Source organism: Sphingobacterium sp. UBA7855 (genome assembly GCA_002500745.1).
Taxonomy (GTDB): Bacteria; Bacteroidota; Bacteroidia; order Sphingobacteriales; family Sphingobacteriaceae; genus Sphingobacterium.
On sequence record DLST01000012.1, the window covers coordinates 212,985 to 236,993 of the forward strand.

A 24,009-nucleotide genomic window follows, 5' to 3' on the forward strand; every position below is an offset into this window, starting at 1 on the left:
GATCCAGTTGCATCTTTCCTTTCTATACAGAAGACAAGATAGCGATGGACACGCATTGAGGTGTCCGGTGGAATGAATATTTAATATCTAGGTTTCGCAACAAAACTCAATTTGTTTTGCATAAAGACAGTAATTTCGCTAAGTTTGAAATCCATGATAGCAACATATTTCCGCTCTATTGGTCTCTTTGAGGAAGAAGAGATCAATCAAATTGTCGATCTTTTCGAATACAGAAAGTTGAATAAAAACGACTTTTTCATTAAAGAAAATCAGCGCTGTCGTGAGGTTGCATTCATACAGTCAGGGATTTTCCGCTCCTTTTATAGTAGCGTCAATAAAGAGGATATTACGTATTGTTTCCGCTTTCCGAATACTTGGATAGCGGCCTACTCCTCGTTCATTACGGGCGGACCAAGTATAGAGAGCATGCAAGCGATTACGCCTGTTGAACTATGGGTGATCAAAAAAAATATCATTAACAAACTTGCTACAAACAACCTAAAATGGACAACGTACCTTAAAATGATTGCTGAAGAACAATATCTTGAGCTCGAAAAACGTGTGTTTCAACTGCAAAAAGAAACCGCATCACAACGTTATGCCAATTTACTTAAAGATCATCCTGAATTTATCCAACAACTTCCTTTACAATATCTTGCTTCTTATTTAGGCATTACACAACGCCATTTAAGTCGTATTCGCAGCGAAATTTCTTTTTAGACATTTGTCCTATAACAACGGTATTCGTATGACTATTTTTGTGCTATAATACAAGGTCATGAACAAAAAAATACTCATCATCAATGGACACCCAAATCGGGAGTCTTTCAATTTTGCCATTGCAAAGGCTTATCAAAAAGGTGCAGAAGCGTCCGGAGCGGTTATACGAACGATCCATATCGTCGACCTAGACTTCAATCCAAATCTTCAATTTGGTTATCGCAAACGGACTGAACTTGAACAAGACCTACAACTTGCCTGGGAAGACATCCTATGGGCCGATCATCTAGTCTGGGTACATCCCGTTTGGTGGGGTGGGCTCCCCGCCTTGATGAAAGGCTTTATTGATCGACTCTTTTTACCTGGGATGGCATTTCAATACCGTGAAAACTCGCTTTTTTGGGACAAATTATTAAAAGGTAAATCCGCTCGAATCATTACGACACTTGATCAGCCGAGTTGGTATTACACGCTGATATACGGTAGTCCCAGCGTTAATCAACTAAAAAAATCAACATTGCAATTTTGTGGAATATCACCCGTAAAAGTCACCTACATAGGCATTATCAAAACTTCGGATTCAATTCAGCGTGACAAATGGCTACATAAAGTGCAGCAGCTCGGTTACAGGCATGCATAAAATCAATCCGATGATTTCGCCGAATCTTAAAAGATAGGGTGGTGATTAATTTTTATACAACCGCACGTTCGGATCCATTTCAGCTTACCAACGGTACTGCATTCTAGCCGTAAATACATCATCTTTAAGATCTGCTGAAAAGTTTGGCAAACTTGTCGCTTCATTGGTGACATGTTCATTATAGACTGTAAACTTGAGTCTATTGCTAAATTGATAAGCGAGTCCATAGCCAAGTGTACTAAACTTGACATCACCATCAGCCGTAAAATTGCCGGCCATGCCAATCGTCGAACCACTTGCTTTGGTATTTGGGTCATATACATCGTATGCAACCATTGCAGTAAATCCTGTACGCCCGATTTCCTGCGTTAACCAAAGGTAGTAACCGTTGAATTTACGTTGATAAAGGTCGGTTGTCGGTTGTGCTGTAAAACTTCTACTTGCATAAGGGCCTTTGATATCTACACCACCTGCAACGCCGGGCTGATCTCCAGCAACATATTCTGTTTTAAAACTAGACTTACCGAAGCTGTTATCAAGCTCGAGCTGTAAGTTTGCCCCATAATAATTTCTACCGATGGCTTTGCCCTCATTTTCTTCGCTGGTATGCGCACTATATCCATTATTGTTCGCCGTATAGTAAGTTTTGGTATCGTTACGGACAGATCCCTTATAAAACGAACCACCGAATCCAAGATGGATTTTTTTATCCGCAAGACTATCAAATTTAAAAGCTAGATTACCGATCAGATCCTTTTTTGAATCATAATCTTTCGCAGAATGCCCACTGCCATTAACCAATGCTAAATCGAGGTTCAGAAATTTAGCTTTGCCTCCCGGATGGTAGCTAACCATCCCCCCTAGGTCACGTTCTCGAGGCATCAATGTTTGAAATACTCGTGCTCTTTCAGGGAAATCCCGATATCCTGAAGAATATACGATGGAGTATCCAAAAGGTCTATTAAAAAGACCAGCAGTCAAACTCAGGCCTTTCTGGCTAGGGTGTCGTAACTGGATAAATGCATCCATTAGCTGTACCCCATCCTGGGTCGCATCCAACTGGAATACAATACTGGAGTAAGTGTCTACACGGTCAATTTTAAGACGCCCCCTGCGGATCATAAACCTATTGTCCGAATTCTTTGAAAAATCACCTCCCGAAAAGGAAGTTATTCCGGGGGACTGCGCCTTTTGAAACTGTGTCTGAAGGTATCCTGTGATTTTGATATCATGTGGATCGTAGCTAGAAGGCGCATTATTATTTTGCGCAAGCGCTGCAACAGGACTTATCAGAGCTAAGAGTAAAAGTACTTTTTTCATGAGAATTTTAAATAAATTGTCTTTTTCGCTTGTGATGACAAGATATGAATAGAATCATTTTTCCTTCTTCTACCACATCATCTTTTCAATGGCGTAAAAATAGATTCCCAATATTAAGTTAATATTAATAAATTGTTAGTCTATTAATTTATATACATAAAATTAATGATTTGGTAATAAACGACCTAGTTATAAAAGCCATGGGATTGAATATTTCCACGTCATACGTATTATCTTCAAAATAAAATGGCCGGTACAAGTTGTATCGGCCATTTTATCGCAAAGATTAGCAGCTAAAATTATTCTAATCCCTTATTGTAATCACTTTCGCGAAGTGGGATAGACCACGTCCATTTGTTTTTATCTTGAGGATTGATGGTAACCGCCAATGATGTCAAGAAATTACCGCCGTTTGCAAATGCATTGCGAACAATAGGATCTCCCCATCGCTTCATATCAAACCAGTCAAATCCTTCACCCCAAAGTTCAATCGCGCGATACAGTTTAATTTCCTTTAGTAATGCAACACCGGTTTTTGTACAGTTGTAATTAGCATCTCTGCCAGATGTAGCATTTAAAGCGTTCAAAGTTGATTGGATCTCGGAAGCTGGTTTATTTTGAAAGTATTTTGCTTCAGCCTCTATTAGATACATCTCAGCAGCTCTAAAATGATTTAGATTTCCAACTCCAATTAAATCAAAAGTCCTTGCACATTTATAATGGCAAGGACTTCTCATTTTTACTCTATATATCTAACGTTTTAATAACTAACATTTTATATCAATACTAATTATAGCCGGGGTTATTTGGCAATAATTTAGGATTAGTATTAATGGCTGATTGAGGGATTGGATAAAGCTCATCGTTAATAGTCCGCTTTTTAGCTTCAAGGAAAACGGCAGCCATAGATTTTGATGGATTAGATGGTGATGGAGTTCTCTTCATATCCGTCCATCTCAAATTCTCAAAAGCAAATTCAACACGACGTTCTTTAATGATATCATTCAGCGTTATAGCAGATAAATTCCCCAAACCCCTATTTTTCCTAACAATATTTAAGTTTTCAAGCGCATTAGAAGGCGACGTAGTCAAATCACATTCTGCGATAATCAAATACATTTCAGATAATCTTAGAATGTAATATGGATGCGCGCCATTTCCAGATGGATCCTGATATTTTTTTGAATACCATCCAGGATTAGCCAAAGGCGATTTAATTTCTTGAACTGAAGCTGCTTTACGCTGATCTCCTGTCTCATATGCCGCAATCAAGCTCTCGTCAACAGGCAGCTCAGCACGCCCACCACCAGGCATGGATGGATGTTGGAGAAAATAATCTAAAGAATTATCGCCTTCGGTAGCAGTATTAGCGATCTTAAATATATGCTCACGAGATTCATATGGCGTTGTAAACATATTGGCATAATTGCTTTCAATTGCAAATTTACCAGAATTTATTACTTCCAACGCATATTGTTTCGCGAGTGCCTTTTCACCTTTAATCAAATATACCCTCGCTAATAAGGCCTTCGCTGCCTCCGTCGATACTTTATTACTATTGTCAAATGGAGCAGGGTTTTCGATGCTCAATTTCAAATCACTAATAATCTGTGCGTAAACTTCATCTGCAGAATTTCGTGGTAATTCAACAATATCCCTATTTGGAACAATCGGAACAGCACCAAAAAGTGTCACCAATCGGTAATATCCGTAAGCTCTAAAAAAATAAGCACTTCCTAAAAGTCTTTTCTTCGTCGCATCGTCCATTGAAGTTGCAGAATTAACAATTGCGATTAAATCATTAGCTCTTTGAATGGCAACATACGGAAAATTGAAATATCTTGACACGAGAACATTGTCAACTAATATAGCGTTATTATCAATTTCCCCATGTTGAAAAAAAGTAGCTCTATATTTCAAATTGTCAGCGGATAGATCTTCAGTTACATAACTTAGGTATGCATACCCTGAATTTATATTTCCGATTTGAAATGCATCGTATATTCCATTTAAAAGTTTATCACCCTCAGCTCCACCCACTAATTCTGGAGCAACTGAATCTCGCGGCAATAATTCCAACTTACTATCACACGAGGCGACAAATCCGGCAATTAGGACCAGCCCTATTGTTTTAATTATATTATTTTTCATTGTTAATTCTCTTTTTATAGTCCCAAATTTACACCCAACATAAAAGTCTTAAATTGAGGGATAGCACTTTGATCCACCCCTAAATTTGAAACTGTCAACTCTGAACTTACCTCTGGATCAAATCCTGTATATTTAGTAAATGTTAAAAGATTATATGCTGTAGCATAAACCCTTACATTGCTAAATTTCGCTTTTTGAGCGATCGATTTAGGAAGGTTATAGCCTAATGTGATAGTTTTCAAACGAAGGTATGATCCATCTTCTAGGTATCTCGAGGACCGTTGTGTATTATATGTTCCTCTTGTTCCTCCAACCGCACGAGGATATTTTGCATTCTTGTTATCTGGAGTCCAACGTTCATCATAATATTCTTTAAACATATTAGTCGCTGGAGCGGTTGCCGTTACGACCCCACCCATGCTTCCATATCCACCGGTGCCTTCAGCACCTAAATTATAAAGATCATTTCCATAACTATATTGAAAGAATATATTTAAATCAAAGCTCTTATAAGATAAGTTATTTGTTATCCCTCCATAAAATTTCGGCAGGGGATTTCCTAAAAATTGTCTATCTGCAGAAGTAATAGTTCCAGAGCCATCAATATCCTCATATTTCATATCTCCTGTTTCAGGGTCTACTCCTAAGGATTTGATTAAAAAGAAAGATCCTAGAGGTTGCCCAACTGCATGTCGAACGACAAATCCCTGATCAATTGGCTGATCATTATATAACTTCGTAACCTCATTTTTATATGTGGAAAGATTTAATGATGTTGACCAATTAAAGTCACTGCCTACAAAGTTTCTTGAAGTGATTTGGAAATCAAAACCAGATCCTTTAATATTTCCGATATTTTCTAATATTGTTGTAAATCCAGTTGTTGAAGGAATTGGTCTATTTAACAATAGATCTTTTGTCTTTTTGTTATAATAATCGGCAGAGATCTCTAATCTATTGTTTAGTAATCCCAAATCAATACCGATATCAATCTGGTCAGTAGATTCCCATTTCAAATTAGGGCTACCAATAGCAGACAATGCAAAACCTGGTGTATCAAAATAGTTAAAGCCTCCGCCAATAGTTCTGCGATAGGCAAAATTCGCAATACCCTCTTGGTTACCTGTTGAACCATAAGAAGCTCTAACTTTCAACAAACTTATAGCATCAACATCTTTCAAGAAATTCTCTTGAGAAACAACCCATCCTGCCGAAACTGAAGGAAAGTATCCAAATCTTCCTGATTTAGGAAACTTAGAAGAACCATCTCTTCTTATTGATGCAGAGAACAAATATTTTCCCTCCCAACCTAGATTTACACGAGCTAAAGATGAAGCCATAGCATATTCAGTAAAATTAGCAGTTCCGCCGGTAATTGACGCTGCGGAGGTTATATAAGGAGTTAAATCAGATGGAAAATTAGACCCATCAACTCTATTATTTTCTCGCTGATTTTTTTGATATTCATAAACAGCAATAGCATTCAAATCTAAACGATTATTGTAAAAAGATTTATCGTACGATAATGTTTGAGTAGCCAAAATATTTCTTGTCTGAACATATCCAGAATTAGCAGATCCGCTACTTCCTGCTCCTGATAATGAAGTTATAGGATTATATAATCGCTGATCCAAATAAGAGAAATCTATACCTAATGCTGTTTTAAATTTTAATCCAGATACGATATCAAACTCTAAATACGACGAATTGAAGACATTCGACAAATTCACAAGGTTTTGAGACTGAAACATATGTACGGGGTTATTATAACTATTTGTCGCAAATGTTCCATCTTGATTGTAAATCGGCTGATCTGGCCTAGCAACTAATGCGCGTGGAAAAGGTGAGAAAATACTATTATCCACCGGGGTTTCATCTCGTTCTGTACGAGAAAGTGCTGTATTAGAACCAAATCTAATAAAATCGTTTATTTGATGAGTTAGATTAGCTCTAAGTGCATATCGCTTAAATCCACCACGAAGTAATGCGCCATCTTGATCTAAATAGTTAAATGAAGTATAAAACTGAGTCTTTTCATTTCCACCAGAAGTAAGAGATATTTGAGCAGAGTTTATTCTTGAGTTTTTAGCAAGGATCTCGTCTAACCAGTTGACATTGTTTTCGGGATTAGCAACCTGATCGTTAGTAAAAACAGGAGCAAGCCCTGCGTTCACAGCTGCCTCATTATAAAGTGAACGATATTCTGTAGAATTAAGCAATTCCTTTTTCTTGGTTAAGGATTGCCATCCTGTATATGCGGAAGCAGCAATAAGCGATTTTCCTCCTTTACTTCCACTTTTTGTCGTAATAATTACTACCCCATTAGAGCCCCTAGATCCATAAATTGCAGCCGCTGCTGCGTCTTTTAGAACTTCAACAGAGGTAATATCGTCAGGATTTAAATTTGCTAATGGAGAAATTCCGGCCCCAACATCATTAGGTGTAAAAGAGTTATTTGAAGGCATAATCACACCGTCTACAACATACAAAGGATTATTCCCCGCATTGATAGAAGATCTACCACGTATCTGGACTGCTATAGGAGCTCCAGGACGCCCTCCACCTGATGATACCTGAACACCCGCCGATTTTCCTTGTAAAGCTTGTTGGATATTGGCAACAGGCATTTCCTTTAGATCATTCGCTCCGACAGTGGATATAGAAGTCGTCAAGTTTCTTCTAAGTTGAGTACCGTACCCTACAACCACTACCTCTTGTAATGCATTATCCGTATTATCCAATGTTACATTGAAAGCTGATTGTCCCTCTTTAACAATTAAGGTTTTATCAGCAAATCCTACGGAACGAAATACGATAACTTTTCCTGTTGGTACAGATAGCGAATAATTACCATTCGCATCTGTTTGCGTGGCGACGTTAGATCCTTGAACAGCAATCGTCACTCCAGCCAATGGCTTACCATCTGCTCCAGTTACTCGACCGCTTACTTTTTTCTCTTGCGCAAACGCAACAGAAGTAAGAATCATACTACCCACGAAAAAACTGAGTAATTTGTGTTTCATATGTTTATGTTTATTAAATAAATAGTAGTTTGAAAAACTAGATTAAATACAATTACATATACTTAATTATATCCAAATGATGTAATAGCAGATTAATATAGTTAGCGCTCAAAGCCATAAACTTAAATGTTAAGGTTTTGTTAAAACAAATATATAACAAACATTTATATTTTCAAATAATTTTATGACCTATACAATAAGAAAACAATACAAAGAGAAAAAACATACATAAACGACAGGTAATATAAAGCAAAATGTGTCACAGTACACCTTTTAGGGAGTTGTGTAGATGACAAAAGATAATTAGATATTTAGTTCATTAAACTTTTAGACAGACGCACGATTCATTTAAAGCTTTAATGCCGCTTATCATTCCCGAAGGAGAAGGAGTTTCTGATTCTTTTGAGATGACCCATTGTTCGCAAGATCTTGGTCGATTGGATATTTTTTGGATGAGATGAATGTAATACCAGAGGGATTTCAAAGTAATACCTTATTATCTAAAGAGTTCTTTGAGCCTAACACCCTGCAAGATTTCCGTATTCGAGGTCAGCAAGTTTACCTGCATTTGAAACCTCGCAGATGGCTCAGTCAAGATAGCGGCAAAGTGGTTTACAGGAATTGGGAGTTAGTAGCAAAAGGGACGCGTATCACACAAGATTTCGCTCCTTTTTTAAAAGGTATCAGGGGACAATCAGGCGCATAGCATCAAGACCATCAGTTCGTATTATGTTATATCGACCATTAAACTAGGAAAATACCACAGAAACAATCTCAGTGGTTTTCAGCAATGGGAACACCGTAATAACGCAAATGAAGGATTGATCTTTCCACAGAATATTGGTTCAAGACTCTCGATTGATGAAACCTTTCTCTCCCATGGCGAGCTCTATACGGTGGTCACCAATAAAGATGCACATGGTAAAAAGGGAACTATTGTAGCTATACTAAAAGGAACCAAGTCTGAGAATATTATCCCCCCTGACTCAAAAGATCTCACAAAGATTACGCAAGAAAGTTCAGGAAATAACACCTGACCCGGCGGGAAATATGGGAATAATAGCTAGGCAATGTTTTCCAGGTGACGTGCAGATTACCGATACGTTCCATGTCCCGCAGTTAGCCACCCAGGTGCTGCAGGAGATCCGAATAAAGCACCAATGCGAAGCTTTAGATAATGAGAACCAGAGGATCGGTGCTTGCAAAAATGCTGAAGAGACCTATTTTCCAGAAATATTGTGCAATGGGAATACCATAAAACAGCTACTGTCCCGAAGTCGTTATCTGCTTTATAAAAGTGAGCATCAATGGACGCAAGAGCTCTCTTGGATATTTAACAGTAACTCGGATAAGATATATGCATTTAGAAGACTTGCAAAATGGGCGGATAAAGTAGAACACGCGGACTTTAAATCGTTCAATACAGTATCAAGAACGATCAATACACACCACAAGAGGATATTGAACTGCTTCGACAAAAAGAACACGAATGCTTCAGCCGAATCTTAATGCAAAAATAAAGGCTTTCAGAAGTCAATTCAGAGGTGTAGGGAATATCAACTTTTTCCTATTCAGACTCTGCAAATTATTTGCTTAGTCCACAACTTTTGTACATGATACCCTTTTATGGCCCATGTTCAGAGGATTTAATTCTATCCCCCAATTTAATCTGTAATTGTTGTATTGTCAACACCAGTTTTGAATAGGCAAGACCAATTTTTTTGAAATATCCTCTATAGTCAAATGAACAGACTTTAGTAATTCCTGATCGGAGGTAAATGCACCTTCGTTTTTGTGATTTTCCTAATCTGACGGTGCATTGCCTAGATATAATTCGCTGTATAGATGCCCTGCGGATATCGAATGAGTATTCAAAGTGAGTAGAAAGTTTTGCCAAATTTTTCCTCAAGAAATACAACAATTTCCCGTAGCCTTGATCTTAATTATTAGCCTGATAAATAGGCTTTAAGTCTGCAAAAATAGCCTTCTTATACTTTTCAGCGAGATACCGTAGACTGGAAGTTATCTGTTAAACTATACAGAGTTGGATCTGTGTTTTTAGGTAAACAGCTTCGATAGCATCGGGAAAACCTTTAAGACCATCGGCACACGCAATAAAGATATACTCCTCGCCGCGCTGCTTAAGATCGGTCAGTATCCAAAGCTATAACTTAGTATTTTCATTTTCAGAAAGACAAATACGGACCAAGTCTTTTTAACCATTCCAATTCATCGAAGTATATTGTACTCTGCGATGCGCGCATCTGCACACTGCCATTATCTTTAACTTTATAATTCATAGAATAAAAAAACAATGGTATACTTCGATTCAAGCGCGTGGTTACGTCATTCAGTTTAGGAATCACTCTGTCTGCGATATTGGAGATCTTCGTAGCAAAATTATCGATGGCATATATCTCATCCACATAGTTTGAAATATATAGTGTACTCATTCCTCTATATATGGATATAACAATACTTCCAAGCTCATCTGTAATGATCAATTGGCAGCTAGAGACTATTTTAGGCCCGAAAGTAAGATTTCGGTTACGACCGCTCCCAAATTCAAATTGTCTAACCTGAATAATCCGTACAGCTGTTCTCGCCTTCCCGTTTTTACGATTCAACTCTCCTGAAACTTTAGTTTCCTGTAGGTGATGATCCAGCTCACATTCAAGCATATTTCTGAAAGATATTTCAGCATCAGTACGAAGACTCCATCTGTACAGCCCATTTCCTTGTCCTCTCACAGATCCCTCATTACATCCTCTTTATAGCGTTCAAATTTAAATTCCTCTCTCCAATTCCTGCCCCAAAATAAAAATTCTTTATCAGACGCCGTTTAATTTACACTCTCTAAAAATGCGAAGTTCTCCCGAACTCCGCATTTTATTTATAATCTTATAAAGTAAAGACACCAATATTATGGACTCTATTCAATAAGATGGACGGTTAATTGTTTTTTATATGCAATTGATTTTTAATCATCATTTGCCAATCCAGTATAGCGATATCCAGTAATTCGATAACGATCGAAACCATTACCAACAGGGTCATCATCATCAAATTTAATCTCAAAAACTACACTATCGGCTTTCATGCCACTAGGCGTTGTAGCAGCAGCCTTTAAAATTTTACCGTTTGTAACAGTAAATTTGGAATCATAGCTCACGTTTTGGACATCTTCTCCCGAAAAAGTTAAAGTATTAACATCTCCATTTATTATCCCTTTGAAATCCCAAAAATTGCCTCTATCTTCTATCCAAATTTTGGATAAATCATTACTCTCTGTATTATAGGTAGCTAACATAAAATGCCCCAAACCATAAACATCTTTTTCGAACAAAGAACCATCTGCTTTCAATGCATCAGCAGTTACATACCATTCACCCGCAAGCTTCTGTGTGGCTGTACCTTCAACTTCATCTTTCTTACATGATTGGAATGTGAGAAAACAAAGTCCTATTATATAAAATATCTTTTTCATACTATTATTTCAAAATTATGTTAAAGTTAAATCCAGCATAAACAGCTGTAAAACTGATGGTTTTCGTAGCCGGATCAAATTTAGCGTTTTCCAATGCTGATAAGCTATCCCCCCATCCTGCAACAAAGCTTTCTACGAGGGTTAGTGTATTGTCACTATTTAACTTTAACTTACCGAGTGCAGCGTACTTTATACCATATCCTGCTCTTTTATCATAATACCCTCCTAAAAAGTCTGTAATCGTAAAAATCCCAGGCGCGGTTTGATAAACAGCAATCGTGTAACCACTAAATGCAACGGATCCATTCCTATTGCTACCGGCTTGAACAATATATCCTTTTGAGGGCATAACACTAGCTGTTGGATCATAAACATATACATCTCTAGTTACTTCTGCCTTGTAACCTTCGGCATTTGCAATGGAGTAATTAACCGCGTAAGGCCCAATTTTACTAGGATTAATTGTTGATTTAACCACCACCTTTTCTGAGACATCATTTCCATCAATTGTAGCGATATACCCAGGTTCACTAAATGTGCCTCCTAATGGTAAAGTTACGCGACTCCCTCCCTCAATGCTCAACAAAGGAAAGCTTGTCACATGAGTATATCCTTCTGTTGTCTCCTTTTTACAAGCTTGCAATAAACACAAGGCCAACATAAAAGGTATAATATTATATATAAATCTTTTCATTACTTTTTATTTAAAAATTTATTACTAAACCTTATTTCGCCCAAAATACGGGCTCAGAATCTGATTTCACAGCAGGTGCATTGGAATTTGAATTCGTCGAACTTTGAGCATATCGTAAACGCTGCAAAACCTTTCCCGCGCCCAATTCAGTGTTATTTTTTATTGGGGTATACAATGTGCCAGGAACATATAATTCGGGTTTAAACGCATCTGTTTCCTCATTATAGATATTTTCCCCTGTAACGGATCCAAAAGCTGGGTACTTAAGTCGGCGTAACTCACACCAAGCCTCAAAGTTATTTGTCCCACTAAGCGCGATCCATTTTTGAATCCCGATGAGTTTCTCAAATTTTGCATTATCATAGGCATAATCTCCTTCATAAATATCTGCTGCATCTGCTGCACTAAGGCCTGCAGATAGGAATGATTGCGTTATAGCATTTTCATAATGCGTTTTTGCTTGTCCAGCGGAGCCATATCTCGCGTAATATTCTGCTAAGAAAAACTCTATCTCGGATTTAGTAATTAAATAAACGGGCGAATTATAACTCATATTTGGTCTACTAAAGTAACTAGCAGTATATACTTTCGAAATCGAAAAATTTGTTCCAGAAACACCTCCATTATAAAGCCCACTACCATTTTTCACAAAAAATTTAGACAATCGAGCATCTTCAACATCTTCCATTGTACCTGACAATGCTAAATTTAGTATGACATTCTGTTGATTCGATCCAAAATAAGTAGCAAATTCTTCTTGGTAAAAGGGATTTGCCTTACCAGTTTCATCAGCCCACATATTTGCGTAAGATACATCTGATAAAGGAAACATATCTTCATTTATAAGGGACGTAAGTTCATTTTTAACATCTTGAACCTTACTGATGCGCATCAAAAGTTTTAACTTCAATGCATTAGCAAATCTAACCCAATCGGCTGGATCTGGATCTTGACTACCAACCTTCGGATATAGGAAAGTCGGTATGACAGGTTTATCAAGTTCTACCTTAGACAAAGCCTCGTTTAGTTCAGCTAAAATACCACCATATATGTCTTTTCCATCATCATACTTAGGTGATAGGATATCATCCTTAAGTGCTTCCGAATACGGGGTTTCCCCATAAGCATCTACTAAAGCTTGGATTGAAAAAACCCGCAAGGTAGTTGCAATCAAATATGTATTCCAATCTCCATCTGTTTTAGCTTTTTCAAGTACTGTATTAGCATTCTTTAACACCCGTGTATTTAATTGGGTATAGGTTCCCGCTGACCTTGTTTGTGAGGAAGAGAATTTCGAATAATCTAAATAATTACTTGTTCCAAATGTTTGGCTATAATGCTCCGCATAATACCCACCTATTATTCTAAAATAATTTCCATAACTAGCGGCAAGATTCATCTCAATTCCTGGGACGATTAGCGTATTAGAAACATTCTCTTCCGCGGGTGAATTTGGACTATCATTAATATCCAAAAACTTCTTACATGAAGTAACCCCTATACTTAAAGCCAATAAAGGCAATATTATCTTTTTCATATTCGTGTTAAACATTAAAATTTAAGACTTACATTAAATCCATAAATTCGAGTTGCTGGATTAATATATAATTCTCCAAATTGTCCAGACAGATCGCTACCTATCGACGATCCTTCAGGATCGATGAACTTATTGCTTTTTGGTGTCCATACAAATGGATTATTAACAAATGCTGTAACTGCCACATCGCTTAATTTTGCTGAACTCACCCAAGATTTTGGTAACATATATGTCAAAGAGATATTACGTATTTTCCTAAACGAACGATCTAACAAGTAATATTTCCCAGCTTCTTTCGCACCGTGACTATTGAAATAATCTTGATAACTAGAATTGGATAAATAAATAGGAGTATTATTATCCTGATAACTAATTACATTACCCTCTTCATCTAAAACAGACTGAACAGAATTAGGAATAATAAAAGGATTACGATCATTGTACATGGTTTCGATACCATTCCCCGTGAATTGCATAAGATTCTTTGTACGCGAAAACATATATCCACCTTCACGAATATCCAAAGTAGCTCCTAATGTAAAACCATAAGCACTAAAAGAAGTAGTAGCTCCGCCAGTCCATTTCGGCTGGATATTTAAACCTGTACTAGCTATATCCTTGGTTTGACGAGGCTGTCCCAATTCATCCACAGTTAACTTTCCATAATATGGGCTATTTGAATCTTCAACAAAGATTGGTAAATAAGTATAAAAAGTACCGAGTGGCTTACCTACTTCTGCATACATACTCACATTGTCATCTCCCGCTGAAAAATTATAAATCTGAAATTTATCTCCGATGCGCTCATCCAAAGAGATAACTTTATTTCTGTTGATTGTCAGGTTCAAATTCAAATCCCATCTAAATTTTTCAGTCTTGATCGGAGTTGTCGAAAGTAAAAGTTCAATACCTCTATTTCTTACCTCTCCAACATTTGTAACCATTGTTGCAAAGCCACTTGCTGGATCTACTGATAGAGGAAATATTTGATCTGTTGTTCTTCTATTATAAAATACAGCATCTAGACCAATACGATTGTTCAAGAATTTCAAATCAAGACCAGCTTCAAACTCAGTCGTCATTTCGGGAGACAATTGATCACTGCCTTTTTGCGTACTTAAAAGGAATGAGTTAGTACCATTTAATGGAAATTTGGCAATATCCGATCCGTAGTAACCGTTGGCAAATCCCTGAATATAGCGCGCAGTCGTTTGATAAACTCCAGCATCATTACCTGTGCGCCCGTAAGCTAATCTTGCTTTACCGAACGATAATATATTATTTTTAGGCAAGTTATTCGTAAATAACCAGCTCAATGTTGCTCCCGGATAGAAATAATTATTTTTATTAATCGGTAACGTCGAAGACCAATCGTTACGGGCAGTTAAATTCAAAAACACAGTTTCATCATAGCCTAAGGTTACATCTCCAAAAAGACCAACCAATCTTCGTTTTGTTTGCACTTCACTCAATTCAGATCTTACAGAACCATTACTTAAATCCCAAAAACCGGTATATACTGATAACCCATCTGTTTGACCTTGCATATAAGTAGAATATCTTTCATTAATATTCATACCTAAAAGCGCCGTAATCGATAACTTATCAAATTTATTATCATAGGTAGCCAAAAAATCGTGGTTAAGTTCGTATGAACTTCCATAACGCGAAAAGACATTCCCTGCTTGATTCATTGCGGATGGCGGATAACCTTTATTATCAGTGATTAATTTATCATCTAACTTTATCTCTGGCACTCCAATTTTTTGATCATAATTCAAATGATCAAATCCGAAACGATATGTCAGAGTCAACTCTTTTATAGGATTAATATCCGCTTGAATTTTTCCATTAAATTGCTTTGAATTCAACTGATTGTAGTTGTTTGCCAGTGCCCAATATGGATTTGTTATCCCGTAAGGAGTAAAGTAAGCCTCAGGCGTATTAAATGGACTAGATAAATCTTTTTTGTCTATAATCGATATATCTCTTGGTAATTCCAATAGTCCGTCTATTACAGAAGTTCCTTGATATGTACCAACTACATTCGTTTTGTTAGTTGTAAAATTAAGGTTGGAAGATACTTTTAACCAATCAGTACCTTGATATGTACTTCGGTATGCTAATGTATTTCGTTTGTAAGAATCCGCATCCGTTGGCATTATTCCATCGTCCTTGGTATTTGAGTAGGAAAGGTAATAAGTAAGTTTATTATCCTCAGATGCACCGTTAAATGCGATACTATTATTAAATGACTTGCCAATATCTAAGAAGTCCTTAACATTATTTTTTCGGGCAGAATATTCATGATATAATTGTTTATTATCCCATACCGGTCCGAACAATTGTTGTGAACCATCTAGTCGAGGTCCCCAAGATCCATTTTCAATATAAGTTTGTTGACCATTCCAACCTTGTCCAAATTCATTTTGCATGATTGGAAAAACGGACATTTCCCTAAATTGCATACCACCGTTATAGGATAGGGAAAAATTTCGACCATTCCCTTTTTTTCCTGACTTCGTTGTAATAACAACGACGCCATTGGACGCACGAGAGCCGTACAACGCGGTAGCAGCCGCCCCTTTAAGAACGGTCATTGATTCAATATCATCAGAAGAAATGCTGGATATACCGCCTGCCGCAATTGTAGTACCATCAGTTTGGAAATTGCTTGTTTGCAATGGAACTCCATCAACAACATAAAGAGCTTGGTTAGACCCATTGATAGAACTAAAGCCACGGATCACCACCGAAGAAACCGCTCCTGGAGATGCACCGGTTGAATTAACTTGAACCCCAGCGACTTTACCAGCTAAAGCATTAGCAACATTTGTATTCCGAGACGCTGCTAATTCTGCGCCACCAATTTTTGTAGCCGAATAACCTAATGATTTTTCTGAGCGAGTAATCCCCATAGCTGTGACAACCACCTCATCAAGGGCATTGTCGGCGTTATCTAACGTTATGTTAAAAGACGATTGTCCTTCTTTAACTATTAGCGTTTTATCTGCAAAGCCTACAGAGCGAAATACGATAACTTTTCCATTAGGTGCTGATAATGAATAATTACCATTTGCATCTGTCTGGGTAGCAGTATTTGATCCTTGGACAATGATTGTTACACCCGCCAATGGTTTGCCATCAACTCCTGTAACATGACCACTGACCTTTCTCTCCTGTGCAAATGCCACAGAAGTCAGAATCATACTACCCACGAAAAAACTGAGTAATTTGTGTTTCATATGTTTATGTTTATTAAAAATGTTTATTCTTGGTAATATACTTTTGGTTAGTAATATACTTTCCAATAATTTATAAAGCATTATAGTTAGTATCGTTTTCAACCCTTGGATCGCTTCCATATGTTAAAAAACGTTAAATACAAATTTATAACTTTTTTTAACATTTGCAATGCAAGCATAATTTATTGATAACAATTAATTCACAAACAAAATTAAAACACTGATTAACAGATATTTATTTTTAAAATCAATTCCAACTTAAGTAACATTGTTACATTAAAAACGAAAACAATTTACATTAAACCTTATCTGTTCATGTAAAATAATATATTAACTTTCCAATTATACTTTGAGATGGCTTACCCTATTATCTTTAGGGTAAAAACTTCTTACCTCTTATCCTCTACCTCGCTACATAAGCACTCGCAATGCTCGGTGAATCTTTTCCCTGTAGCTTCAACACCAGCCATAAACATTTATCTCAGTGCAACTACAAAAATATCGCACTCAATAAAGAAACGAATAGTGTAATATGTCAACTCAAAATCCTTAGTGAATATTTCTCTTCCTTCCTGCGCGCTGTTCTATTACTAAGCTATCATTCTGCTTAAAAAAAACTTATGGAGAGTAAACTTAGGCTCGCACAATAGTCAATCTTGTGTGATCGTTGTGGTAAACTAGTCAATATTGTATGTTTGTTGTGTTAAGCTATAGCCAACCAATACGTCACCAATAGGTGACCAACTCCTACCTTTTTCCCAGCGTTGCTCGAATTTTCTTCGGGCAGGCTTCGAATCTCCCTCGGATTAAATTCGAGGAACAGCTATGGAAAATACGATGCCAATTCTATAAAAGGCAGGAGTTAGTAGGGAATTGGTGGAGAAAAAGTCGCCACAAAACGGTACCTCTATCCCTAAGTCAAGCGGTCTTTGACAGCGCTTAAAGTTTCTTTGGCACATGTTCGAGGCATGTTTGCCTCCCTTCGACTGCGCTTTAGCAGGAATTTGAGCATACTTCTATTTGCGTGATCGCCTTGAACAGAAATTTGCCACAAGCATCGGCAGCGAATTTTTTTTCAAACACTGATTGAAGAACGTGTCAAAAACACTACAAAGATATTGGAATCGTATAACTCACAGCCACAGGCTCTCCTTGCAGTCTACCCGGCTTCCAAGGACCAACAGCCTGAATCGCTGTTGTAATCGCGCTATTGACCTTGATAGGAATATCCTGATCATATTTAAATTTACTGAGTCTACCATCTTTGTTGACAACAAATGTCACGTTAATAAGCCTAGACTTCAATTGAGTAATTAAATTGTCCGGTATATCAATCTTCCGATAAACGGCTTCCATAAACTGCTTCAATTTAAGCGGAAGAATCGGTGCAGATTCCTTCGTCTCAGCATCGTATAAAATAACCTCTCCATTGGCACGGAATCGTTTCCCACTTTGGAGAATTCCACCTAAATACTGTTCTTCATAACGGCTCCCCATATTCCAACCTTCCCATTTACCCTCTCTTTCATTATCCTTTAGCTCTCCTTCAAAATAAGTACCATCCGAATAATCCAGTCGAAGGAATCCATTTCCCCTCTTCAATAGGTAATTTCCCAAAGAATCCATATACAACAAGTGATATGGTTTTGTCATTCTCGAACCCGTAAAGGGATTTTGTGCAGTGTCAATATGCGTCACGAGCATTTTCAATTTTCCTGTCGGATAATAATAGTATGAAGAATCCGTAGGCACACCGTCTGCATCAAATTTCTCTAAGCTTTTCAACTGTCCATTTGGATAGTAGACTGTCGACTCCCCGACATACTTCCACCCAAAAAAACCAACTGTGCTATCTCGGCTATAAGCGAAGGATTTGATGGAATCCGTATCTGTATAGTAGCTAACAATATTAAAAAATCGACTTGATTCATCTCCAACAGGAACAATACATTGGTAAGTATGGGACTCTGGTTTTGTCTTAACAGGATTCCCCGATTTATCAAAGTAATTCACTATCGTATCGCTAATAAACAATCCCCCCCTTGCTTTCGAAGAAAATGTTTCTGTAATAGCTCCTATCAAAATAAGCACAATTAAAAATAAAGTCGATCTGTTCATAAATATGACAACGTTAAAGGACGAAAATACGGCTTTATATAATAACACCAAATCAAAAAAGCGGCAATTTCATTCGAAATTGCCGCTCTTCAAGTATTATAGAATTTAAAAGATTACTTAACGTCCCACCATACTGGTACTGTAATCGCTTTCGTACCTGGATAGTTTAAGTTAGTTGTTAACTCCGTATTCGGATACAACAAACGCTGAGGCATTTCACCATTAGCCAAAATGGATGCTTTTGATTGAATCAAGAATGTAGGATATCCTGTTCTTCTATATTCAGTCCATGCTTCAAAATTTTGGAAACCATTCATTGCGTAATACTTCTGCGTAATGATTGCTTCTAATTTTTTTGAGGCATCTGTTGGAAATTTCCCAGCAACAGCTAAATACTCAGTTAATCCTTCCGCACCTAAGTAGTTAAATGACGCAGTAACACCTTCATTATACAGTGTAGCAACACTTCCTGTCCCCCATCCTTTCAAAGCAGCTTCAGCTTGCAAAAATTTGCTTTCAGCAATAGAGAATAATTTTACAGGAGCGATTGCAGAAGCTGTATTTTTCGCATTTGCCCCAGTTACTGGTGAAGGAGCGGAGACTAATTTCGTGTTTTGTCCTCGGAAGTCCCCCTGTTCTAAGTAAGCTACTGTATCTTGCAAGGTTACATTATCAGCTTTTAACAGTCTATTATACAATGCAAATGATCTTTTATCTTTATTTGCTGCAAATGCTTTAACAGCCGTTCCACTCGCAACTACATTTTGAACATATTTTAAACCAACCATTTCTGTATAGAAAGGATTTTGGTTACCACCTGTCGTCGTAAATGTGATGGAGACATCCTCATTTAAAAATGTCGGATTTGTCGCATACAATGCTTTAATACCTGCTTGAGCGGTCGCAGCATCTACGTTTGAAATACGTAAATAAGCTTTCAATTTCAAGGTATTTGCGAATGCTATCCAAGATGCCTTATCGCCTCCAAAAAGCATATCTTGTTCTCCCGGTGTAGTACCAAGATTACCTTTCAATAACTCAACACCTTTATCAATACTTTCGAAAATACTGTTGTATACCTCTTTTTGTGTTTGATATTTTGGACTTAAGTTCGTTGCTCCTTGCAGCGCTTCATCTAACGGAATATCTCCAAAAGCATCAGTCGCTACTTGCAATGTATATGCTTTCAACAAATACGCCATACCAATTGTATAGTTGTTTGCACCACGCTCCGAATTAATGATGATTTCAGCATTGTTGAGTGCACTTCTATAGATAGTTGACCAAATACGATCCGTTGCTGTATTTTTGAGGTTATACTGATCAATAGTTTGATACTGCGACGATGATGGAGCCTGTGTCCAATATTGCGCCCACAAACCACCATATACTTGAAGCTGATTACCTACGATCTGGCTTAACGAAGCTTCAACTGTCGGCAGCAAGAGGTTTGGTTCTACTTTTTCTGGGTTATTTGGATTTTCATTAACATCCAAATATTTATTACAACTTGTAAATGCTACGGATCCAACCAATGCAGCAAAAACAAACTTTTTAATATTCTTGTTCATTTTGTTATTCTTTATAGTTTAGAAGGATACCTTCACATTGATACCATAGTTACGCAAAGACGGCTGAGCGGTATAGTCAAAACCTTGTGCATTTCCAGCACCAGCAGAATTTACTTCTGGATCTGCATATTTATTTTCGCTTGGCGTCCAGATAAACAGGTTATTACCAAATACACCGACAGTTACATCACCAAAAGGCGTATTTTTTAGCATATCTTTTTTGAATTTATAAGAGATAGCCAAGTTGCGCAACTTCACATAAGAAGCATCTACCACATTCATACCCGCCTCCAAATATGGATAGTAATCCACTTTGTCATAAGTTGCTGTCGTATTTACAACTGAATTACCATTTGCATCTAAGTAAACTGAGTTAGGGAAGATTTGACCAAAACGCTCACCTCCTGTTTCTGCAGATGTACCTGTAAATGCCATGATATCTTTAGTACGTGAATAGAATACACCTCCATGTTTCATATCAAACAATGCAGTTAATGACCAGCCTTTGTAATTGACAGTCGTTCCTAATGAGGCTTGAAATTTAGGATTATAACTTCCTAAATACTTTGCTTCAGAAGTAGGTACTGGTAAACCTGTTTCTTGGTCAACGATAGTTCTACCTTGTGCATCAGTGGCATTTGTCACAGCATAAAATTCACCGTAAGGGCGTCCTTTAGCGGCAACGATAGACATACCTGAGAAACCACCTAAAGAAACTTGATCAATACCATCCATCAATTCAACAACTTTATTGTTGTTTTTAGTAAAAGTACCCATCAATTCCCAGCTAAAGTTTTCTGTTTTCATTGGTGTCCCACGCAACGCAAGTTCAACACCCGAGTTTTTAATCTTGCCGGCATTAACAACATTGAATCCGTAACCTGTCGAATTTGCAATAGGAATTGCTAAGATTTGATTTTTCGAGTTGTTATTGTAGTAACTAAAATCAACAGTTAAACGATTTCTAAAGAAACCCAATTCTGCACCAACTTCAGCTGATGTAGTGATTTCCGGTTTCAACTCTGCATTTCCTAGAGTCGATCCAGACATGAATGCAGACACATTACCAAATGGGAAAGTTGTCGTTCCAAATCCACCACTGATCTCGCCTCTAGAAAATGTTGTCAACAATTGGTATGGATCTGTATCCGACCCAACTTTAGCATAGTTAGCACGCAATTTACCGTAAGAAAGGATTCTCTTCGCATCTTGGCTTAACAACTCAGAGAATACAAATGAACCACTCACACTTGGGTAAAAGAATGAATTGTTTTTCTTAGGTAATGTAGAAGACCAGTCGTTACGTGCTGTCGCTTGTAAGTATAGGAAGTTTTTATACGACAAATTCAAATCTGCATAAAGTCCGACCAAACGACGTTTTGACCATGAGTCTTGGATTAAGTTCAATGGTCCATTGGAGTTCGCTAAATTATAAAAACCGGGCTGTACCAAACCTCCACTTTCGTTAGTTGCTGTACTTAGATTAGAAACATTACGTTGACGAATGTTGTTACCCAACATTAATGATCCTTTAAAATCTTGATTAAAGTCATGGGTAGCAGTAACCATGAAATCATGAATGATCTCTGTTACATTGTATTGATCGATACGATACTCACCATTGTCAATTAGATCGTTACCTGTCGAATAATTACCTGAAGTTTTATCAATTGGTGTAAAATTATATTTTGGAGATTCAGAGCGTCTGCGGTCAGTATAATGATCTACCCCTACACGCTCTTTGAAATCCAGCCATTCAAATGGCTTATAACCGACGTTAAAATTACCCAGAATGCGATTTACATTATTATAATTGTTGTAATTTGCCAATGTCCAATAGGGATTCATAGAATAAGCTCCATAATAGCCATACTCATTACTATGGTTTAGACCATTTGCATCGACATAACCATATCCATTATATGGATTGCTTAAATCTTTCATGTCAGCAACAGGAATATCACGAGGAGTTTGTAACAAGTTATTGTATACAGACGAATTTCCCTGTCCTCCACCTACGTTGTTCGAGTTAATCTGACTATAGTTAGCTGAAATTCCTGCATAAAATTTATTAGAGAATTCAGTTTGACCATTGAATCGAACACCATATTTGTTGTAGTTATCTTTGCTCCCAGGATAAACTCCGTTTGAGTTCAGGGAATTCAGACCTAAATAGAAGGAAGACTTTTCACTACCACCAGAGAAACCTAAATTATTATCTGTTGCAAATCCAGTATTAAAGAAATCTTTTACATTGTTTTTTACGGCCGAGTATGGTTTTGTCTGTCTTACACCATTTATAGCTTGGCCCCATTCTTGTGTCTTTCCTGTGAAAGGCGCACCCCAAGACCAATTTTCTTTTGGATCATTGACAAAAACCAGGTCTCCATTTTTAGTATAACCAGAGTAACCTTGACCATATTCGTTTTGAAACTCAGGTAATTTTAAAATAGAAGAAAAGGTGTTTGTTGTATTGAAAGTAATATCTGTTTTACCGCCACCTCTTTTACCTGTTTTAGTGGTAATGATCAATGCTCCGTTGGATGCACGCGATCCATATAATGCTGCTGCAGCCGGACCTTTCAATATGGTCATCGATGCAATATCATCAGGGTTGATATCATTACCGCGGTTACCAAAATCTACACTTGATAATGATGAACCACCACCGATTACACTGGAGTTGTCAATAGGAACACCGTCAACAACGATTAAGGCTTGGTTATTTCCTGAGATAGACGAACCGCCACGCAAAACGACACGAGATGAACTACCTGGAGAATTTGAGGTCGATGTAATATTCACACCGGCAACTTTACCAGCCAATGCATTGATAGCACTTGAATTTTGACCTGACCGCAATTCCTCGTTGTTCAAGGTCGGTGCTGAATAACCTAATGTTCTCTTTTCTCTTTTGATAGCATTGGCAGTTACGACAACCTCTTCAAGCGCATTGTCATGATTATCTAAAGAAACATTGAACACCGTGTTGTTGTTATTCACAATAATGGTTTTATCGTCAAAACCAACGGAACGGAATACAACAACTTTGCCTGCAGGTACATTCAATGAATAATTACCATTAGTATCGGTCTGTGTAGCCTGATTAGTACCTTGTACAACTACTGTTACCCCTGGTATAGCTTTACCGTCAGCAGATGTAACACGACCACTAATCTTTTTTTCCTGAGCGAATGCGACCGAAGTCAGAATCATTCCGCCAACAAGAAAACTTAGTAATGTTTGTTTCATGTTTTAGTTAGTTAATTTTATTATTTTTTCTAATCCTATATATTGATATAAATTATACCCGTTCATATAACTGTCCAAACATAAATTGTGTAGACAATAAAACCGCAACCTATCAAATAGACTATTGCAGTTCATTTTTTAACAGTTGAAAATATTATTGAAAAAGCAGCCCTAGGTAGATGCAGGGCAATTCTTAGATAAATATCCAGCTGTAAATTTGCTCTTTTCAGCATTTACAGTAAATAATAGTT

Annotated in this window: 16 protein-coding genes and 1 pseudogene; 5 read left to right on the forward strand and 12 right to left on the reverse strand. The window is 37.3% G+C overall.

Features of this window, described 5'->3' with window-relative positions; genetic code table 11:
• The first annotated feature begins 153 nt into the window (after positions 1 to 153).
• Both B2107_RS11255 and B2107_RS11260 read left to right on the forward strand, forming a co-directional pair.
• Positions 154 to 720: a Crp/Fnr family transcriptional regulator gene (locus tag B2107_RS11255; RefSeq protein WP_293955726.1), complete on the forward strand. Its 567-nt coding sequence runs from the start codon at positions 154 to 156 to the stop codon at positions 718 to 720.
• 58 nt (positions 721 to 778) lie between these two features.
• Positions 779 to 1,360: an NAD(P)H-dependent oxidoreductase gene (locus tag B2107_RS11260; protein WP_293955727.1), complete on the forward strand. Its 582-nt coding sequence runs from the start codon at positions 779 to 781 to the stop codon at positions 1,358 to 1,360.
• An 84-nt stretch (positions 1,361 to 1,444) separates the two neighbouring features.
• Here B2107_RS11260 and B2107_RS11265 read toward each other — a convergent pair whose 3' ends face one another.
• The 4 genes from B2107_RS11265 to B2107_RS11280 form a co-directional block, all read right to left on the reverse strand.
• On the reverse strand, positions 1,445 to 2,680 hold the full coding sequence (locus B2107_RS11265; protein WP_293955728.1) for a porin: 1,236 nt from the start codon (positions 2,678 to 2,680) through the stop codon (positions 1,445 to 1,447).
• 299 nt (positions 2,681 to 2,979) lie between these two features.
• Positions 2,980 to 3,417: a RagB/SusD family nutrient uptake outer membrane protein gene (locus tag B2107_RS11270; protein WP_293955729.1), complete on the reverse strand. Its 438-nt coding sequence runs from the start codon at positions 3,415 to 3,417 to the stop codon at positions 2,980 to 2,982.
• A gap of 49 nt (positions 3,418 to 3,466) precedes the next feature.
• Positions 3,467 to 4,831, reverse strand: coding sequence for a RagB/SusD family nutrient uptake outer membrane protein (locus tag B2107_RS11275; RefSeq protein ID WP_293955730.1), 1,365 nt, complete (start codon positions 4,829 to 4,831; stop codon positions 3,467 to 3,469).
• Between the two features lie 14 nt (positions 4,832 to 4,845).
• Entirely contained in the window at positions 4,846 to 7,854 is a 3,009-nt protein-coding gene (locus tag B2107_RS11280) for a SusC/RagA family TonB-linked outer membrane protein (RefSeq protein ID WP_293955731.1), read from the reverse strand.
• Between the two features lie 457 nt (positions 7,855 to 8,311).
• On the opposite strand from B2107_RS11280, the gene B2107_RS22005 reads away from it, so the two are divergent.
• From B2107_RS22005 to B2107_RS11290, 3 genes are all read left to right on the forward strand, one after another.
• Positions 8,312 to 8,560: an ISAon1 family transposase N-terminal region protein gene (locus B2107_RS22005; RefSeq protein ID WP_422663700.1), complete on the forward strand. Its 249-nt coding sequence runs from the start codon at positions 8,312 to 8,314 to the stop codon at positions 8,558 to 8,560.
• Between the two features lie 115 nt (positions 8,561 to 8,675).
• The gene (locus tag B2107_RS11285; protein WP_293955732.1) at positions 8,676 to 8,891 is read left to right on the forward strand and encodes a hypothetical protein; all 216 of its coding nucleotides are present in this window, start codon (positions 8,676 to 8,678) and stop codon (positions 8,889 to 8,891) included.
• Positions 8,881 to 9,363 (forward strand): transposase, encoded by a 483-nt coding sequence (locus B2107_RS11290; protein WP_293955809.1) that lies wholly within the window; start codon positions 8,881 to 8,883, stop codon positions 9,361 to 9,363. Before B2107_RS11285 ends, B2107_RS11290 begins: the two co-directional genes overlap by 11 nt.
• Positions 9,364 to 9,478: 115 nt before the next feature.
• On the opposite strand, the pseudogene B2107_RS22010 reads toward B2107_RS11290, so the two are convergent.
• From B2107_RS22010 to B2107_RS11330, 8 genes and pseudogenes are all read right to left on the reverse strand, one after another.
• Positions 9,479 to 10,615 (reverse strand): annotated as a pseudogene (locus B2107_RS22010) (IS256 family transposase).
• 219 nt (positions 10,616 to 10,834) lie between these two features.
• Positions 10,835 to 11,341 (reverse strand): lipid-binding protein, encoded by a 507-nt coding sequence (locus B2107_RS11300; protein ID WP_293955734.1) that lies wholly within the window; start codon positions 11,339 to 11,341, stop codon positions 10,835 to 10,837.
• 4 nt (positions 11,342 to 11,345) lie between these two features.
• The gene (locus tag B2107_RS11305) at positions 11,346 to 12,035 is read right to left on the reverse strand and encodes a BT_2262 family domain-containing protein (protein ID WP_293955735.1); all 690 of its coding nucleotides are present in this window, start codon (positions 12,033 to 12,035) and stop codon (positions 11,346 to 11,348) included.
• Between the two features lie 31 nt (positions 12,036 to 12,066).
• Positions 12,067 to 13,572: a SusD/RagB family nutrient-binding outer membrane lipoprotein gene (locus tag B2107_RS11310; protein ID WP_293955736.1), complete on the reverse strand. Its 1,506-nt coding sequence runs from the start codon at positions 13,570 to 13,572 to the stop codon at positions 12,067 to 12,069.
• 14 nt (positions 13,573 to 13,586) lie between these two features.
• Positions 13,587 to 16,817, reverse strand: a complete 3,231-nt coding sequence (locus tag B2107_RS11315) for a SusC/RagA family TonB-linked outer membrane protein (protein ID WP_293955737.1) — start codon at positions 16,815 to 16,817, stop codon at positions 13,587 to 13,589.
• A 1,107-nt stretch (positions 16,818 to 17,924) separates the two neighbouring features.
• A complete protein-coding gene (locus tag B2107_RS11320; RefSeq protein WP_293955738.1) occupies positions 17,925 to 18,935 on the reverse strand; it encodes a hypothetical protein in 1,011 nt (336 codons plus the stop codon).
• 113 nt (positions 18,936 to 19,048) lie between these two features.
• Positions 19,049 to 20,506 carry a SusD/RagB family nutrient-binding outer membrane lipoprotein gene (locus B2107_RS11325; protein ID WP_293955739.1) on the reverse strand — a complete coding sequence of 486 codons (1,458 nt, stop codon included), beginning with the start codon at positions 20,504 to 20,506 and terminating at the stop codon, positions 19,049 to 19,051.
• A gap of 18 nt (positions 20,507 to 20,524) precedes the next feature.
• Positions 20,525 to 23,758, reverse strand: a complete 3,234-nt coding sequence (locus B2107_RS11330; RefSeq protein ID WP_293955740.1) for a SusC/RagA family TonB-linked outer membrane protein — start codon at positions 23,756 to 23,758, stop codon at positions 20,525 to 20,527.
• Positions 23,759 to 24,009: the final 251 nt, after the last annotated feature.

Coding starts and splice junctions, on each gene's coding strand:
- B2107_RS11300 (WP_293955734.1), bottom strand. CDS start 11,341: ATGAAAAAGATATTTTATATAATAGGACTTTGTTTTCTCACATTCCAA.
- B2107_RS11320 (WP_293955738.1), bottom strand. CDS start 18,935: ATGAACAGATCGACTTTATTTTTAATTGTGCTTATTTTGATAGGAGCT.
- B2107_RS11265 (WP_293955728.1), bottom strand. CDS start 2,680: ATGAAAAAAGTACTTTTACTCTTAGCTCTGATAAGTCCTGTTGCAGCG.
- B2107_RS11330 (WP_293955740.1), bottom strand. CDS start 23,758: ATGAAACAAACATTACTAAGTTTTCTTGTTGGCGGAATGATTCTGACT.
- B2107_RS11270 (WP_293955729.1), bottom strand. CDS start 3,417: ATGAGAAGTCCTTGCCATTATAAATGTGCAAGGACTTTTGATTTAATT.
- B2107_RS22005 (WP_422663700.1), top strand. CDS start 8,312: ATGAATGTAATACCAGAGGGATTTCAAAGTAATACCTTATTATCTAAA.
- B2107_RS11305 (WP_293955735.1), bottom strand. CDS start 12,035: ATGAAAAGATTTATATATAATATTATACCTTTTATGTTGGCCTTGTGT.
- B2107_RS11280 (WP_293955731.1), bottom strand. CDS start 7,854: ATGAAACACAAATTACTCAGTTTTTTCGTGGGTAGTATGATTCTTACT.
- B2107_RS11255 (WP_293955726.1), top strand. CDS start 154: ATGATAGCAACATATTTCCGCTCTATTGGTCTCTTTGAGGAAGAAGAG.
- B2107_RS11260 (WP_293955727.1), top strand. CDS start 779: ATGAACAAAAAAATACTCATCATCAATGGACACCCAAATCGGGAGTCT.
- B2107_RS11325 (WP_293955739.1), bottom strand. CDS start 20,506: ATGAACAAGAATATTAAAAAGTTTGTTTTTGCTGCATTGGTTGGATCC.
- B2107_RS11275 (WP_293955730.1), bottom strand. CDS start 4,831: ATGAAAAATAATATAATTAAAACAATAGGGCTGGTCCTAATTGCCGGA.
- B2107_RS11315 (WP_293955737.1), bottom strand. CDS start 16,817: ATGAAACACAAATTACTCAGTTTTTTCGTGGGTAGTATGATTCTGACT.
- B2107_RS11310 (WP_293955736.1), bottom strand. CDS start 13,572: ATGAAAAAGATAATATTGCCTTTATTGGCTTTAAGTATAGGGGTTACT.